The sequence below is a fragment of the Frigoribacterium sp. CFBP9030 genome, from assembly GCF_034045195.1.
Taxonomy (GTDB): Bacteria; Actinomycetota; Actinomycetes; order Actinomycetales; family Microbacteriaceae; genus Frigoribacterium.
The window spans coordinates 391,766-406,478 of the sequence record NZ_JAXCWG010000001.1 but is presented as its reverse complement, the minus strand read 5'-3'; the positions used below and the strand labels follow the sequence as shown (position 1 = coordinate 406,478).

11 protein-coding genes are annotated in these 14,713 nt (G+C 71.4%); 8 read left to right on the top strand and 3 right to left on the bottom strand.

Annotated features, from left to right (window positions below):
• Complete coding sequence (locus tag SOM13_RS01870) at positions 1–342, bottom strand: hypothetical protein (RefSeq protein ID WP_192060067.1); 342 nt, start codon at positions 340–342, stop codon at positions 1–3.
• Positions 343–641: 299 nt separating this feature from the next.
• Here SOM13_RS01870 and SOM13_RS01865 point away from each other — a divergent pair, with 299 nt between their 5' ends.
• Together SOM13_RS01865 and SOM13_RS01860 are read left to right on the top strand one after the other, a co-directional pair.
• Positions 642–1,181: a Dps family protein gene (locus SOM13_RS01865; protein ID WP_192060065.1), complete on the top strand. Its 540-nt coding sequence runs from the start codon at positions 642–644 to the stop codon at positions 1,179–1,181.
• A gap of 86 nt (positions 1,182–1,267) precedes the next feature.
• The gene (locus tag SOM13_RS01860; RefSeq protein WP_320478743.1) at positions 1,268–2,446 is read left to right on the top strand and encodes an FAD/NAD(P)-binding oxidoreductase; all 1,179 of its coding nucleotides are present in this window, start codon (positions 1,268–1,270) and stop codon (positions 2,444–2,446) included.
• 129 nt (positions 2,447–2,575) lie between these two features.
• Here SOM13_RS01860 and SOM13_RS01855 read toward each other — a convergent pair whose 3' ends face one another.
• On the bottom strand, positions 2,576–3,451 hold the full coding sequence (locus tag SOM13_RS01855) for an SMP-30/gluconolactonase/LRE family protein (protein ID WP_320478742.1): 876 nt from the start codon (positions 3,449–3,451) through the stop codon (positions 2,576–2,578).
• Between the two features lie 238 nt (positions 3,452–3,689).
• Here SOM13_RS01855 and SOM13_RS01850 point away from each other — a divergent pair, with 238 nt between their 5' ends.
• From SOM13_RS01850 to SOM13_RS01840, 3 genes are read left to right on the top strand one after another with little or no spacing between them, the layout of a single operon-like run.
• Positions 3,690–5,510 (top strand): glycoside hydrolase family 15 protein, encoded by a 1,821-nt coding sequence (locus SOM13_RS01850; protein ID WP_320478793.1) that lies wholly within the window; start codon positions 3,690–3,692, stop codon positions 5,508–5,510.
• Positions 5,507–7,906, top strand: a complete 2,400-nt coding sequence (locus SOM13_RS01845) for a phosphoketolase family protein (protein WP_320478741.1) — start codon at positions 5,507–5,509, stop codon at positions 7,904–7,906. Before SOM13_RS01850 ends, SOM13_RS01845 begins: the two co-directional genes overlap by 4 nt.
• Positions 7,907–7,947: 41 nt before the next feature.
• Positions 7,948–8,226, top strand: coding sequence for a DUF7218 family protein (locus SOM13_RS01840; RefSeq protein ID WP_320478740.1), 279 nt, complete (start codon positions 7,948–7,950; stop codon positions 8,224–8,226).
• A 9-nt stretch (positions 8,227–8,235) separates the two neighbouring features.
• Here the strand turns inward: SOM13_RS01840 and SOM13_RS01835 are convergent, their stop codons facing one another.
• Entirely contained in the window at positions 8,236–9,246 is a 1,011-nt protein-coding gene (locus tag SOM13_RS01835) for a Ku protein (RefSeq protein ID WP_320478739.1), read from the bottom strand.
• Positions 9,247–9,338: 92 nt separating this feature from the next.
• Between SOM13_RS01835 and SOM13_RS01830 the strand changes: the two genes are divergently transcribed.
• The 3 genes from SOM13_RS01830 to SOM13_RS01820 all read left to right on the top strand — a co-directional run bounded on the left by SOM13_RS01830 (position 9,339) and on the right by SOM13_RS01820 (position 14,688).
• Positions 9,339–10,226, top strand: a complete 888-nt coding sequence (locus SOM13_RS01830; protein ID WP_192060053.1) for an SDR family oxidoreductase — start codon at positions 9,339–9,341, stop codon at positions 10,224–10,226.
• 184 nt (positions 10,227–10,410) lie between these two features.
• The gene (locus SOM13_RS01825) at positions 10,411–13,086 is read left to right on the top strand and encodes an ATP-dependent DNA ligase (protein WP_320478738.1); all 2,676 of its coding nucleotides are present in this window, start codon (positions 10,411–10,413) and stop codon (positions 13,084–13,086) included.
• A gap of 174 nt (positions 13,087–13,260) precedes the next feature.
• Positions 13,261–14,688 carry an MFS transporter gene (locus SOM13_RS01820; RefSeq protein ID WP_320478737.1) on the top strand — a complete coding sequence of 476 codons (1,428 nt, stop codon included), beginning with the start codon at positions 13,261–13,263 and terminating at the stop codon, positions 14,686–14,688.
• Positions 14,689–14,713: the final 25 nt, after the last annotated feature.

Genomic DNA, 14,713 nt, shown 5'->3' with positions numbered 1-14,713 from the left:
TCAGAGCTGGCCGAGCAGTTCGCTCTCGGAGCAGGCGAGGCTTTCGACGATCTCGACCGACATGGCCAGGGCGGCGTCCCATTTGCTGCAGATGCTCGCCCACGGCGGCGGGAAGAGCGCGGCGTCGTGCAGCAGCTGCAGCGCGAAGTCGCCGTGCCCGGCCCGGGCGGCAGCGCTCGCGGCGTCGGGCAGCGACCCGACGATGCTCCGCACGACCAGCACGCGGTGGTCCCACTCCATCAGCTCGATGTCGTCGAAGGCGCCCCAGGCGCTCTCGATCTCGCGCCGCAGTCGGACGATCTCCGTCGACTCCGCGGCCGTGACCGTGGTCCTCGCAACCATGCGCCCCCCTCAAGGCCTGACCGACCCGACTCCGCGGGCCCATCGATGTCGTCCGATGCCGACGGGTATCGACTCGTCCGCTATCGAGAAACTATCACCCGCGCACGCAGCAGGGAACCGGTTCCCTCGCCGCCCCTCCCCCCAGAACTGGGAGCACGCCGCACATCACCCCCGGGGTCGTCCCCCGCAATCTGAGAGGACCCGGCCCCGGGGGTCTATCGTCCACGACGCACCCACCGGTGCGACGCACCCGCCGGTGCACAGACTCCGAAACGAACCCACGACGAACGGGAGACATCATGTTCCAGGGATCCGACACACTCCGCGACAACATGCAGAAGGTCCTCGTGGACCTCATCGAGCTGCACCTCCAGGGCAAGCAGGCCCACTGGAACCTCCTCGGCTCGAACTTCCGCGACCTCCACCTGCAGCTCGACGAGATCGTCGACGCAGCCCGCGAGTTCTCCGACGAGGTCGCCGAGCGCATGCGCGCCGTGTACCTCATCCCCGACGGCCGCTCGGCCATCGTCACGAAGAACACCAGCCTCGAGGAGTTCCCCGCCGGGCCCGTCGAGACCACCGCCGTCGTCGACCTCATCGTCGACCGCATGTACGCCGTCACCGAGACGATGCGCACCGTGCACGACGACGTCGACGACGAGGACCCGACGACGGCCGACGTGCTGCACGGCATCCTCGAGCGCCTCGAGCAGCTCGCGTGGATGACCGGCGCCGAGAACCGTCACCCCGAGAAGGACGCCCGCTCGCCCAAGACCCGCGATCGTGACGAGTCGGCCGCGGCCGAGGGTCTCGACCGCGTCGGCGCCATCGCCAACTGACCCGACCACCCCCTGACGGCACCGTCCTGGACCGCGCGACCCGCGCCTCCCGGGCGGTGCCGTCTCTCGTCCAGAGGATCGACACCATGAGCACGAGCTACGACCACGTCATCGTCGGCGGCGGCATGACCGCAGACGCCGCGGCGAAGGCCATCCACGAGACCACCCCCGAGGCGACGATCCTGATCGTCAGCGCCGACGTCGACGCCCCCTACACCCGACCCGCGCTGTCGAAGAAGCTCTGGATCGACCCCGACTACACCCCCGCCGACAACGACCTCGGCACCGTCGAGGCGTCGGGCGCCGAGCTGCGCCTGGGCACCATGGTCGAGTCGATCGACCGCGAGGCCCGCACCGTCACGACGAGCGACGGCGACACGGTCGGCTACGGCCGTCTGCTGCTGGCCACCGGCGGCAGTCCGACCGCGCTCGACCTGCCCGACGACGACCGCGTCGTGTACTTCCGCACCGCCGCCGACTACCGGAGGCTGCGCGAGCTCTCGGGCGACGGACGCCACGTCGCCGTGGTCGGCGGCAGCTACATCGGCACCGAGATCGCCGCCGCCCTCGCGCGGAACGACACGCGGGTCACCCTCGTGTTCCCCGACGACGTGCTCGGCGGGTCGATCTTCCCGGCTCCGATCGCGGCGACCTTCGAGAAGGCGTTCGAGGAGGCGCGGGTCGAGCTGGCCCGCGGTCGTCGCGTCGAGAGCGGCACGGCCGACGACGCCGGGGTGCACCTCGTGCTCGACGACGGGTCGACCCTCGACGCGGACGCCGTGGTGGTCGGACTGGGCATCTCGCCCGACGACTCGCTCGCGGCCGACGCCGGTCTCGACACCGACGACGGCGTCGTGGTCGACGAGAGGCTCCGGACCTCGGACCCCAACGTGTTCGCAGCCGGCGACGTCGCGGACTACCCCGACGCCATCCTCGGTCGGCGCCGTGTGGAGCACGTCGACAACGCGAAGTCGCAGGGCGCCGCGGTCGGCCGCATCATGGCCGGTTCGGACGAGGTCTACGACCACACGCCGTACTACTACTCGAAGGTCTTCGACATCTCGTACGAGGCCGTCGGCACCCTCGACGCCTCGCTCGAGACGGTGCTCGACGACAAGGGCGAGGGGCGCGCCGTGGCCTACTACCTCGGTGAGGACGGCGTCGAGGGCGTGCTGCTCTGGAACGTCGAGGGCGCTCGGGACGCCGCCCGCGAGGTCGTGCGCGAGTGCACGCCCGGCGACGTCGAGCTGGCCGGCCGCATCTGACGGTCGCGCACCCGGCAGGCGGGCGGCCCGGTCGACACGGGCCGTCCGTCTCCTGACGGGCCGTCCGCCTCCTGACGGGCCGTCCGCTCGGCCTGACGGCTCGTCCCCTTCGGCCGGTGGGCCGTCCGCTCAGCCGAACAGGAAGCTCTCGCGACCGCGGCGGTCGAGCTCGACGGTGAAGAGGCCCCCGCTCAGCGGAGCACGGGCCAGCTCGTCGTCGCTCATGTTCTCGCGGGCCGAGCCGACGAGGAGCGTCGACATGTCCGGGCCGCCGATCGCGATGCCGGTCAGCTGCGGCGCCGGGAACTCGATGCGGTCGATGAGATCGCCGTCCTGGTCGAGGTGGACGACGACGCCCTCGCCGTAGATCGCACCCCAGAACTCGCCCCGCTCGTCGCGCACGAGACCGTCGTGCATGCCGCCGCTCGTGAACGGCACGACCTCGGCCAGGTCGCCCTCGGGGCCCCACTGAGCCTGGAAGATGGTCTTCACGCCGGTGTCGGTGAACCACATGGTGCGGCCGTCGTCGTTCCATTCGAGCCCGTTGAAGGTCGTGAAGCCGCCGCGGAGGCGCGTCACGGCCTCGTCGGGGCCGATCCGGTACATCAGGCCGTCGGGGGCCTCGTCGGTGACGTCCATCGCGCCGACGACGAAGGCGCCGAACGGGTCGCACTTCCCCTCGTTGAAGCGGATGCCGTCGTGCCGGTGCGGCAGGTGCGCGATCTCGTGCAGGTCGCCGCCCTCGTCGTCGGTCGTGACGATGCGGTCGCCGAGCGCCATGATCAGTCCGCCACCCCGGCGACGCTGGAAGCTCGCGAGGGGCGCGGGCAGCTGCGTCGTGCGGTCATGCGTCCCGTCGGCGCTCGTGCGGTGCAGCACGCCGGGCGTGATGTCGCACCAGATCCACTCCGCGGCGTCGGCGTCCCAGACGGGGCTCTCGACGAGCACCGCCTTCGCGTCGAGGAGGAGGCGGGGCTCGGTCGTCGTTCCGGTGGGGAGGGCCATCCCTCCGGTCTATCAGGCGACCGCCGACCGCGGCGCCTTCTGTCCCCCACAGGGCCGCCCGATCCCCCCCCGGCTCACAGATGGCTGCGAGGTCGAGCACGAGGAGGCGCGCCGGGCCACCGTAGACGACGTGACCGATCTCCTGGACAGACCCGACGACACCGCCGCCACCACCGACCCCGGAGCCGCGCGCGCCGCCGGCGAGTGGCACCGACCCGAGCCCCGAGAAGACGGCTACATCGCCCTGCGGTCGTACGGGGCGATCGGCGACGGCCGGACAGTCGCCCTCGTGGCCCGAGACGGGCAGATCGACTGGCTCCCGATGCCCGAGCTGAACTCCGACCCCGTGTTCTCGGGCATCGTCGACGCCGGGAAGGGCGGTCGCATCGAGCTGCGGCCGGTCGACGACGACTTCGAGGTGCAGCGCCGGTACGTCGCGAACACCAACGTCCTCGTGACCCGCTTCCGCACCTCCACGGGCGTCGTCGAGGTGACCGACGCCCTGGTCACCGGCATCGCGGGTCGACTCCCCTGGGCCGAGCTCGCCCGACGGATCGACGGGGTCGAGGGCTCGGTCGACATGCGCTGGGCCGTCGTGCCCGGCAACACGTTCGGCACGCATCCGATCCGACGGTTCGACACGCTGCACGGGCCCGTCCTCCGAGCGGCCGACATCAACATCGCCCTGGTCGGCTTCGGCCACGGCCGCATCGACTCGACCGAGCCGGGCGACGGCGAGACGCACGGGGGCCCGCACCGCTTCTGGGGCGAGTTCACGACGGAGCCGGGGTCGCGCTCGCTCCTGTGCCTCTGCGGCGTCGAGGACGAACCCCTGCACCTGCCCGATCCGCACGTCGTCGACCAGGGGATCGACCGCACCATCGGCAACTGGCAGACCTGGTCCGACGAGTTCAACTGGGACGGCCCCTGGGCCGAGCAGGTCCAGCGCAGCGCCCTCGCCCTGAAGCTCCTCATCTACAGCCCCTCCGGCGCGATCGCGGCGGCGGCGACCGCCGCGCTGCCCGAGAACTTCACCGGCGACAAGAACTGGGACTACCGGTTCGCATGGGTGCGCGATCTCGCCTACACGGTGAACGCCCTCGTCCGCTTCGGCCTCCGCGAGGAGACCCAGGCGGCCGTGTCGTGGATGCTCTCGGCCCTCAAGGCCAACGGCCGCACGATGCACATCTTCCTCAACCTCGACGGCACCGTGCCCGACGGCACGCACGAGACCGGATCCGAGGGCTGGCGCGGCATCGGGCCGGTCTACAAGGGCAACCCGGCCGGTGAGCAGCTGCAGCTCGGCACCTTCGCCGACATCCTGTCGATCATGAGCCAGTACGCCGACGACGGGAACATCCTCGACGTCTCGACCGGCGACCTCCTCGCGAGCTTCGCCGACGACGCCTGCCGTCGCTGGCAGGAGAAGGACTCGGGCATGTGGGAGCTCGGCGACGAGCAGCACTACGTCAGCAGCAAGATGGGCTGCTGGCAGGCGATCGACTCGGCGCTGCGGCTGACCGAGATCGGTCAGATGCACCCCGACCCGGACGACCTCGAGCACTGGAAGAAGAACCGCGACCTCATCGTCGAGTGGATCGACGAGCACGGCTGGTCGGAGGAGCTCGGGGCGTACGTGATGTACCCGGGCAGCGACAAGCTCGACGCCTCGGTGCTGCTGCATGCCCCCAGCGGCTTCGACCGCGGCGAGCGCATGTCGAGCACCATCGACGCCATCCGCCGCGAGCTCGGGGCGGGGCCGCTGGTGTTCCGCTACAGCGACGTCCACCAGGAGGAGGGCACCTTCGTGGCCTGCGCCTTCTGGATGGCGAGCGCCCTCGCCTGCGTCGGCCGGCAGGAGGAGGCGGTGGCCCTGATGGACGAGCTCGTCGACCAGACCAACGACCTCGGTCTCATGACCGAGATGATCAGCGCCGACGACGGCCAGTTCCTCGGCAACATGCCGCAGGGCCTCAGCCACCTCGCGCTGGTCAACGCCGCCATCACCATCCACGAGCTGAGCACCGACGCGACCGACGACCAGAAGGAGGCCCCATGAGCAGCCCCGCACCCACCCCCGTCCCGACAGCCGCCGAAGACGAGCTCGCTCTCGTCGACGCGTGGTGGCGGGCCGCCAACTACCTCACCGTGGGGCAGATCTACCTGATGGAGAACGCGCTGCTCACGCGGCCGATCGCGCGCGACGACATCAAGCCGCGCCTCCTCGGTCACTGGGGCACGTCTCCGGCGCTGAGCTTCGTCTACGCGCACCTGAACCGCGTCATCCGCCGGGACGACCGCGATCTGCTCTACGTCTGCGGCCCGGGGCACGGCGGGCCCGCCATGGTGGCGAACACGTACCTCGAGGGCACGTACTCCGAGCTGTTCCCCGAGATCACGCCCGACGCGCGGGGGCTGCAGCGGCTCTTCAAGCAGTTCTCGTTCCCGGGCGGCATCCCGTCGCACGCGGCTCCCGAGACGCCCGGTTCGATCAACGAGGGCGGCGAGCTCGGCTACTCGCTGAGTCACGCGTACGGCGCCGTGCTCGACGACCCCGATCTCGTGGCCGTCTGCGTGATCGGCGACGGCGAGGCCGAGACGGGGCCGCTGGCCACCAGCTGGCATGCGAACAAGCTGCTCGACGCCCGCCACGACGGCGCCGTGCTGCCGATCCTGAACCTCAACGGCTACAAGATCGCCAACCCGACGGTGCTCTCGCGCATCCCCGAGAGCGAGCTGCTCGAGCTGATGCGCGGTTACGGTCACGACCCGATCGTCGTCGCGGGCGGCTTCGACGGCGAGGATCCGATGCGGGTGCACGAACGGATGGCGGCGGCCCTCGACCGGGCCTTCGCCCGCATCGACGAGCTGCAGCAGGAGGCGCGCACCGGCGACGGCGGCGAGCGCCCCCGCTGGCCGATGATCGTGCTCAAGACCCCGAAGGGCTGGACGGGGCCCGCGATGGTCGACGGAGAGCGCATCGAGGGCACCTGGCGCGCCCACCAGGTGCCGCTGAGCGGGGTCCGCGAGAACGACGAGCACCGTGAGCAGCTCGACGCGTGGATGCGCTCGTACCGACCGGACGAGCTCTTCGACGACGACGGGCGCCCCGTCGCCTGGCTCGGCGATCTCCGGCCCGAGGGCGAGAAGCGGATGAGCGCGATCCCCGTCTCGAACGGCGGGCTGGTGCGTCGCGATCTCACCCTGACCGACTACCGCCGGCACGCCGTCGAGACGTCGGACGATCGCCGGACGCAGGCCGAGGCCACGCGCGTGCTCGGCCGGTGGCTGGCCGAGATCGTGCGAGACAACCCCTCGACGTTCCGGCTGTTCGGGCCCGACGAGACCGTGTCGAACCGACTCGACCCGGTGTTCGACGTGACCGACCGGGTCTGGTCGGCCGACGTCTGGCCCGACGACGAGCACGTCGCCCGCAGCGGGCGGGTGATGGAGGTGCTGAGCGAGCACCTCCTGCAGGGGCTCATGGAGGGCTATCTGCTGACCGGGCGGCACGGGCTGCTGAACACCTACGAGGCGTTCGTGCACATCGTCGACTCGATGTTCAACCAGCACGCCAAGTGGCTCGAGAGCGCCGACGAGATCGACTGGCGCGCCCCCATCTCGTCGTTCACCTACCTGCTGTCGTCGCACGTCTGGCGGCAGGATCACAACGGGTTCTCGCACCAGGACCCGGGGTTCCTCGACGTGGTGGTCAACAAGCAGGCGCACCTCGTGCGCATCTACCTGGCCCCCGACGCCAACACGCTGCTCGCCGTCGCGGACCACGCGTTCCGCACCACGGACACCGTCAACGTCATCGTGGCGGGCAAGCAGGAGTCACCCGCGTGGCTGTCGCTCGCCGAGGCGGAGGAGCACGTGCGCCGCGGCGTCGGCATCTGGGAGTGGGCCGGCACCGAGGGCACGCCCGTCGACGGCGTCGACCCCGACGTCGTGCTGGCCTGCGCCGGCGACGTGCCGACCCTCGAGACCGTCGCCGCCGCCGATCTGCTGCGTCAGGTGCTGCCGTCGCTGCGCACCCGCGTGGTCAACGTCGTCGACCTCATGCGTCTGCAGGACGTCCGCGAGCACTCGCACGGGTTGACGAGCGACGACTTCGACGCGCTCTTCACGACCTCGAAGCCGGTCGTCTTCGACTTCCACGGCTACCCGTCGCTCGTGCACCAGCTGACCTACCGGCGCACGAACCACGACGAGCTGCACGTGCGGGGTTTCCAGGAGAAGGGCACCACGACCACGCCCTTCGACATGGCCATGCTCAACGACATCGACCGGTACCGGCTGGTGCTCGACGTGCTGCACCGCGTGCCGGGGCTGGCCGACGAGCACCCCGAGCTGGTGGCCGACTTCGAGTCGCGCCGCGAGGCCGCCCGGGCGTACGCGTACGAGCACGGCGAGGACCACCCCGACGTGACCGGTTGGCAGTTCGGCGCCTGAGGCGTGAGACAAGCCGCCGCGCCGGGCGTACGGTCGGGCGCATGACGCCGAAGGACGAGACTCCCCCGCAGCTGAAGAACCCCGACATGTACGAGGCGCTCCGCGACGAGGGGGCGTCGAAGGAGAAGGCTGCGCGCATCTCGAACGCCGCCGCCCAGAAGGGCAGCAGCGAGAAGAAGGTGGCCGCCAAGGGCGGGAAGTCCGGTTCGTACGACGACTGGACGGTGGAGGAGCTCAGGGGACGCGCGAAGGAACTGGGCGTGACCGGCTACTCCGACCTGAAGAAGGCCGACCTGATCGAGGCGCTCCGCGAACACTGACCGTCGCGGTCAGCCGGCCTTCTCCTTCGGGGCCGCCTTCTTGTCGGAGGTGGACGAGGCGGGCTTCTTCCTCGCCGCGGAACCCGCCCCTCCGGATGTCGACCCCGAAGTCGCCTTCTTCGCGGACTGCTTCTTCGCAGGCGACTTCTTCGCCGCGGGCTTCGATGTCGACGACGAGGCGGCCGGCTTCTCGGCAGCGGCGGGCTTCTTCGCGGGCTTGCGATGTCCGCCCGACCGGTTCTTCTCGACCGACTGGCGCAGCGCCTCCATCAGGTCGATGACCTCGCCGCCCTCGTCGTCGTCCTCCGGCTTCTCGCCGAAGGTGGCGTCGGTGTCGAGCGACTCGCCCTCCTCCAGCTTCGCGTCGATCAGCTGGCGCAGCTCCTCCTGGTAGTCGTCGCTGAAATCCGCCGGCTCGAAGTCGTCGCTGAGCGAGTCGACGAGCGACGACGACATGTCGAGCTCCTTGTCGCTGATGCGGGTCTGCTTCTCGAGCGCCGGGAACCGCGCCTCCCGCACCTCGTCGTCCCAGAGCAGCGTCTGCAGCATCAGCACGTCGCCGCGGACGCGCAGGGCCGCGAGCCGGGTCTTCTGCCGCAGCGAGAAGTGGACGATGGCCGTGCGGTCGGTCTCCTCGAGGGTCCGGCGCAGCAGCACGTAGGCCTTCGGTGACGTGCCGTCCGGTTCGAGGAAGTAGCTGCGGTCGAACATGATCGGGTCGAGCTGATCGCTGGGCACGAACTCGAGCACGTCGATCTCGCGCGACTTCTCCTCCGGCAGCGACTTCAGGTCGTCACCCGTGATCACCACGGTGCGGTCGCCGTCGTCGTACGCCTTGTCGATGTGCTCGTAGTCGACGACCTTGCCGCAGATCTCGCACTTCCGCTGGTACCGGATGCGGCCACCGTCGGCGTCGTGCACCTGGTGCAGAGAGACGTCGTGGTCCTCCGTGGCGCTGTACAGCTTGACGGGCACGTTCACGAGCCCGAACGTGATCGCGCCCTTCCAGATCGATCGCATGCCCGACATCTTTCTCCGCATGGCCTCCGAATGCCCGTCTGCGGGGTACACCCCGTGAGCGCGGGAGGCGCGGTGCGAGCACCGTGGACGGCATGAGCCAATACGACAAGAAGAACCCGGTCGACCTGTACCCCGCCCCGCCGTTCCCGAAGCAGGAGCAGTCGCTGCCGGGCGAGGCCTGGAAGATGGACCCGAAGCCCGACCACGGCGAGACCAGCTACGTCGGCAAGGAGCGCCTCACCGGCTTCCGCGGCATCGTCACCGGCGGCGACTCGGGCATCGGTCGCGCCGCCGCGATCGCGCTCAGCCGCGAGGGCGCCGACCTCGTGCTCAGCTACCTGCCCAGCGAGCAGGAGGACGCCGAGGAGGTGCGCGACCTGCTCGAGGGCGAGGGCCGCCGCGCCGTGCTCGTGCCCGGCGACATCTCGGACGAGCAGTACTGCCGCGACCTCGTGCAGACCGCCGTCGACGAGCTCGGTGGGCTCGACACCCTGGTCATGGTCGCCGGCCGGATGAAGAGCAACGACGACATCCTCACGCTCACCACCGAGGACATCGACTCGACCATCAAGACCAACGTCTACTCGCTGTTCTGGCTGACCCAGGCGGCCATCCCCCACCTCGAGCCCGGCTCGTCGATCGTGACGACCGGCTCGGTGCAGGGCACCCAGCCGAGCCCCGACAAGATCGACTACGCGCTGACGAAGGGCGCCATCGGCGTCTTCACTGCCGGTCTCGCGCAGCAGCTGGCGCCCAAGGGCATCCGCGTCAACCAGGTCTCCCCGGGCCCGGTCTGGACCCCCCTGCAGCCCGGCTCCGACGACGCCGAGACGGTGTCGGAGTTCGGCGGCCAGGCGCCGTTCGGCCGCCCCGGCCAGCCGGCCGAGCTCGCCGCCGCCTACGTGCACCTGGTCAGCCCCGAGTCGAGCTACACCTCGGGCGCGACCATCACGATCGCCGGAGCGATGCCGGCGGTCTGACACCGCGCCTCCTCGGCTCCGTCGTTCCACCACGGCCCGTCCTCCCGCTCGTGCGGGGTGGCGGCCCGCGGCCGAGGGGGCGGGCCCCCGTGGCGGGCGGGGGGTCGGCGCCGCCCCGCCCCCGACGACACGGACCCGCCGCAGCCGGGTAGAACGAGAACCACACGACACGAGGAGGCGCGCGATGGCGGGCAAGGGACGCGGCGAGACGGTCGAGGTCGGCGGGCACCGGTTGCAGCTGACGAACCTCGACAAGGTGCTCTATCCCGACGCCGGCACGACCAAGGCCGACGTGCTCGGCTACTACGCCGCAGTCGCGGAGTGGATGCTCCCGCACGTCGAGGGTCGGCCGGCCACCCGAAAGCGCTGGGTGAACGGCGTCGACGGCGAGGTGTTCTTCGAGAAGAACCTGCCCGACTCCGCGCCCGACTGGGTCGCCCGGCACACCATCGAGCACAAGGACCACGCCAACGTCTACCCGATGGTGAACGACGTCGCGACGCTCACCTGGCTGGCGCAGGTCGCCGCGCTCGAGGTGCACGTGCCGCAATGGCGGTTCGGCCCGAAGGGGGCGCAGCGGAACCCCGACCGGCTGGTGCTCGACCTCGACCCGGGCGAAGGCGTCGGCCTCGCCGAGTGCGTCGCCGTGGCGAAGCTGCTGCGGCCCATCGTCGAGGGCATGGGACTCGAGCTGATGCCCGTGACCAGCGGCAGCAAGGGCGTGCACCTCTACGCCCGGCTCGACGGGAAGCAGACCAGCGCCCAGGTCGGCGAGGTGGCCCACGAGCTGGCCCGCGCGATGGAGGCCGATCACCCCGACCTCGTGCTGAGCACGATGGGCAAGGCCGACCGCCGGGGCAAGGTGCTGCTCGACTGGTCGCAGAACAACGGCAACAAGACGACGGTCGCTCCGTACTCGCTCCGTGGGCGGACGCGGCCGACCGTCGCGATGCCGCGCACCTGGCGCGAGCTCGCCTCGAAGTCGCTGGTGCAGCTCGAGTACACCGACGTGCTCTCGCGGCTGAAGCGGCGTGGCGACCCCCTGGCCGACGTGTCGGCGCACGTGCCGGTGCCGTCGGGCGAGCTGGGCGAGGACTTCCGCAACACCGAGGCCCCCGACCACGACCCGTCCGAGAAGACCCGCGACCGCCTCGAGGTCTACCGCTCGAAGCGCGACGCGTCGAAGACCGCCGAGCCCGTGCCCGCCGAGGCCCCGGCCTCGACCGACGGCACGAGCTTCGTCATCCAGGAGCACCACGCCAGCTCGCTGCACTGGGACTTCCGCCTCGAGCACGACGGTGTGCTGGTCAGCTGGGCGCTGCCGAAGGGCGAGCCCGACGACCCGGGTGCGAACCACCTCGCCGTCCAGACCGAGGACCACCCGCTCGAGTACGGCACCTTCGAGGGCACCATCGCGAAAGGCGAGTACGGCGCGGGCGAGGTCACGATCTGGGACTCGGGCGAGTACGACCTCGAGAAGTGGCGGGAGGGGAAGGAGGTCATCGTCGTGCTGCACGGCGAGCAGCGCGGCACCCGACGCGTCGCGCTGATCCACACGGGCCACGGCGGTGGGCGCGCCGAGTCGAACTGGCTGATCCACCGCATGAAGGACGACGCCGACGGCAGCGCGAAGAGCGGCGGCAAGAGCGGTGGCGGCAGCAGCGGCAGCGGCAGCGGCAGCGGCAGCGGCAGCGGCAACGGTAAGAGCGGCAGCCGCAGCGGCAGCGGCGAGAGCAGCGGCGGCGGCGAGAGCAGCGGCGGCGGCTCGCGCGTCGGCAACTCCTCACGGGTGTCGCATTCGCGCGGCGACTCCCCCGGGAAGTCGGGCCGCGCCTCCTCGGCTCGCGACGGGAAGCAGGAGTTACCCGCACCCGAACACGCACCCGCACCCGCAACCGCGCCCGACCCGGTCGCACCGATGCTCGCCACGACGGGCGACGCGCACGACCTGGCCGACGGCGACTGGGCGTTCGAGATGAAGTGGGACGGCATCCGCGCCGTCGCGATCGTGCACGACGGAGCCGTCACGTTCACCAGCCGAAACGGCAACGACCTCACCCCCGCCTACCCCGAGCTGCAGGAGCTCGCCGAGCGGGTCGACAGCGAGGGAGGCGCGGTCCTCGACGGCGAGATCGTGGCAGTCGACGAGAAGGGTCGCCCCGACTTCGGCCTGCTGCAGCGCCGCATGGGGCTGAGCCGCCCGCGCGACATCGCCCGGGTCGCCGCCGAGGCGCCGGTCCGGTACCTGCTCTTCGACGTGATGCGGGCCGAGGGCCGGTCGCTCGTGCGAGACCCGTACGACGATCGGCGCGAGGTGCTGACGCGCATCGTCGACTCGGGCGGGACGATCGACGTGCCCCCGGCGTTCGACGGCGATCAGGAGGCGGCGGTCGCGACGTCGGAGCGGCTCCGGCTCGAGGGGGTGGTCGCCAAGCGCCGCGACGCCGCGTACAGCGTCGGGCGGCGGTCCAGGGCCTGGATCAAGATGAAGCACCACCAGACGCAGGAGGTCGTGATCGCCGGGTGGCGGCCCGGTGCCGGGCGTCGGGCCGACGGGGTCGGCTCGCTGCTGATGGGGGTGCCCGGCGACGAGGGGCTGATGTACGTCGGGCGCGTCGGCACCGGCTTCACCGACCGCGAGCTCGACGAGCTGCTGCCGTCGTTGCGCGCGGCGGAGCGCAAGACCAGCCCGCTGGTCGGCGTGCCGCCGGCCGACGCGCGCGACGCCCACTGGGTGACGCCGTCGCGGGTCGGCGAGGTGTCGATCGCCGAGTGGACCTCGACCAGGCGGCTGCGTCAGCCCTCGTGGCGCGGCTGGCGCCCGGACAAGTCGCCAGAGGACGTCGTCCGCGAGGGGTGAGTGGCGCGGCGTGCGGTCTGCGCGACCCGGCCCGCGCCTCCCGCCGCCGCCACACCGCCACACCGCCACGAACTCGACATCCCGCCACCGAATCGCGTGGCGGCATGTCGAGTTCGTGGCGGCGTACGGTGAGGGCGGGGTATCACTCGGGGTCCTCCGGGTGTTGAGTGCAGCATGAGCACACCTCCCCCGGCCCCGAGCGACGACGCCGCGAGCCTGCGCGGCCGGCGCGTCGTCCTCGTCGTGGCCGTGCTGGCGTCGTTCGTGGCGTTCCTCGACGGCTCGATCGTGACGGTGGCGCTGCCCGCCATCGCGCGCGAGCTCGCGGGCTCGGGCACCGGGGCCACCGCCGGCGCCGACCTCGCCCTGCAGCAGTGGGTGGTCGACGCCTATCTGCTGGCCCTCGGCTCGCTGATGCTCGTGGCCGGCTCGCTCAGCGACACCTTCGGCCGCGTGCGGGTGCTGCGGGCCGGTCTGATCGCGTTCGCCGTCACGAGCGTGCTCGCCGCCCTCGCGCCCGACCCCGGTCTGCTGATCGCCGCGCGCGCTCTGCAGGGCGTGGCGGCGGCGCTGCTCGTGCCGAGCAGTCTCGCGCTGATCACGTCGACGTTCAGCGGCCCGGCACAGGGCCGGGCCATCGGCAGCTGGACGGCCTGGACGGGCGTCGCGTTCCTGATCGGCCCGCTGACCGGCGGGGCCCTCGTCGACACGATCGGCTGGCGCTGGGTGTTCGCCGTCGTGGTCGTGCCCGTCGTGCTGACCCTGCTGCTGATGACGCGCCTCCCCGGCGATGCGCACCGCGGCTCGGTCGGTGCTCCCCCGCGCGTGGACGCGATCGGCGCCGTGCTCGCCGCGGTCGGTCTCGCCGGCCCGGTCTTCGCGCTGATCGAGGGGCAGCGGGTCGGCTTCGGCGCCTGGTTCGTCGTCGTGCCGCTGGCCGTCGGCCTCGCCGCGCTGGTCGCCTTCGTCTGGTGGGAGCGCCGCGCCCCCGCCCCGATGATGCCGCTCTCGCTCTTCCGCACCCGCGCCTTCACGGTCGGCAACCTGGCCACCGTGGGCGTCTACTCCGCCCTGAACCTGGGCACGCTGACCATCCCGCTCGTCGTGCAGGAGCTCGCGGGGCTCTCGGCCACGCTCGCCGGGCTGGTGACCCTGCCCACCACGATCGTGTCGCTGCTGTTCTCGACCCTGTTCGGCACCCTCGCCGCCCGGCACGGCCCGCGCCCGTTCATGACCGTCGGGCCCCTGATCACGGCGGCGGGGTTCCTCTGGATGCTGCTCGTCCGCGAGCCGATCGACGTCTGGTGGCAGATCGTGCCGGGCGTCGTCCTGTTCGGATTCGGTCTGGCAGTGACGGTCGCACCGCTCACCTCGACGGTGCTGTCGCAGATCCCGGCCGCGCAGTCGGGGATCGCCTCCGCCGTGAACAACGCGATCTCACGGGTCTCCGGGCTGGTCGCGGTCGCGTTCCTGGGCGTCATCGCCGGAGGCGCGCTGACGGTCGACGGGTTCCATCGCGTCGTCGTCGTGGTCGCCCTGCTGCTCGGGGCGAGCGCGGTCGTCTCGTTCGTCGGTCTGCGGGGCGGGGCCCGCACCTCCTGACATCCCGCCCGGTCGACGGACGAGC

Coding starts and splice junctions, on each gene's coding strand:
- SOM13_RS01860 (WP_320478743.1), top strand. CDS start 1,268: ATGAGCACGAGCTACGACCACGTCATCGTCGGCGGCGGCATGACCGCA.
- SOM13_RS01865 (WP_192060065.1), top strand. CDS start 642: ATGTTCCAGGGATCCGACACACTCCGCGACAACATGCAGAAGGTCCTC.
- SOM13_RS01870 (WP_192060067.1), bottom strand. CDS start 342: ATGGTTGCGAGGACCACGGTCACGGCCGCGGAGTCGACGGAGATCGTC.
- SOM13_RS01830 (WP_192060053.1), top strand. CDS start 9,339: ATGAGCCAATACGACAAGAAGAACCCGGTCGACCTGTACCCCGCCCCG.
- SOM13_RS01855 (WP_320478742.1), bottom strand. CDS start 3,451: ATGGCCCTCCCCACCGGAACGACGACCGAGCCCCGCCTCCTCCTCGAC.
- SOM13_RS01835 (WP_320478739.1), bottom strand. CDS start 9,246: ATGCGATCGATCTGGAAGGGCGCGATCACGTTCGGGCTCGTGAACGTG.
- SOM13_RS01820 (WP_320478737.1), top strand. CDS start 13,261: ATGAGCACACCTCCCCCGGCCCCGAGCGACGACGCCGCGAGCCTGCGC.
- SOM13_RS01840 (WP_320478740.1), top strand. CDS start 7,948: ATGACGCCGAAGGACGAGACTCCCCCGCAGCTGAAGAACCCCGACATG.
- SOM13_RS01845 (WP_320478741.1), top strand. CDS start 5,507: ATGAGCAGCCCCGCACCCACCCCCGTCCCGACAGCCGCCGAAGACGAG.
- SOM13_RS01825 (WP_320478738.1), top strand. CDS start 10,411: ATGGCGGGCAAGGGACGCGGCGAGACGGTCGAGGTCGGCGGGCACCGG.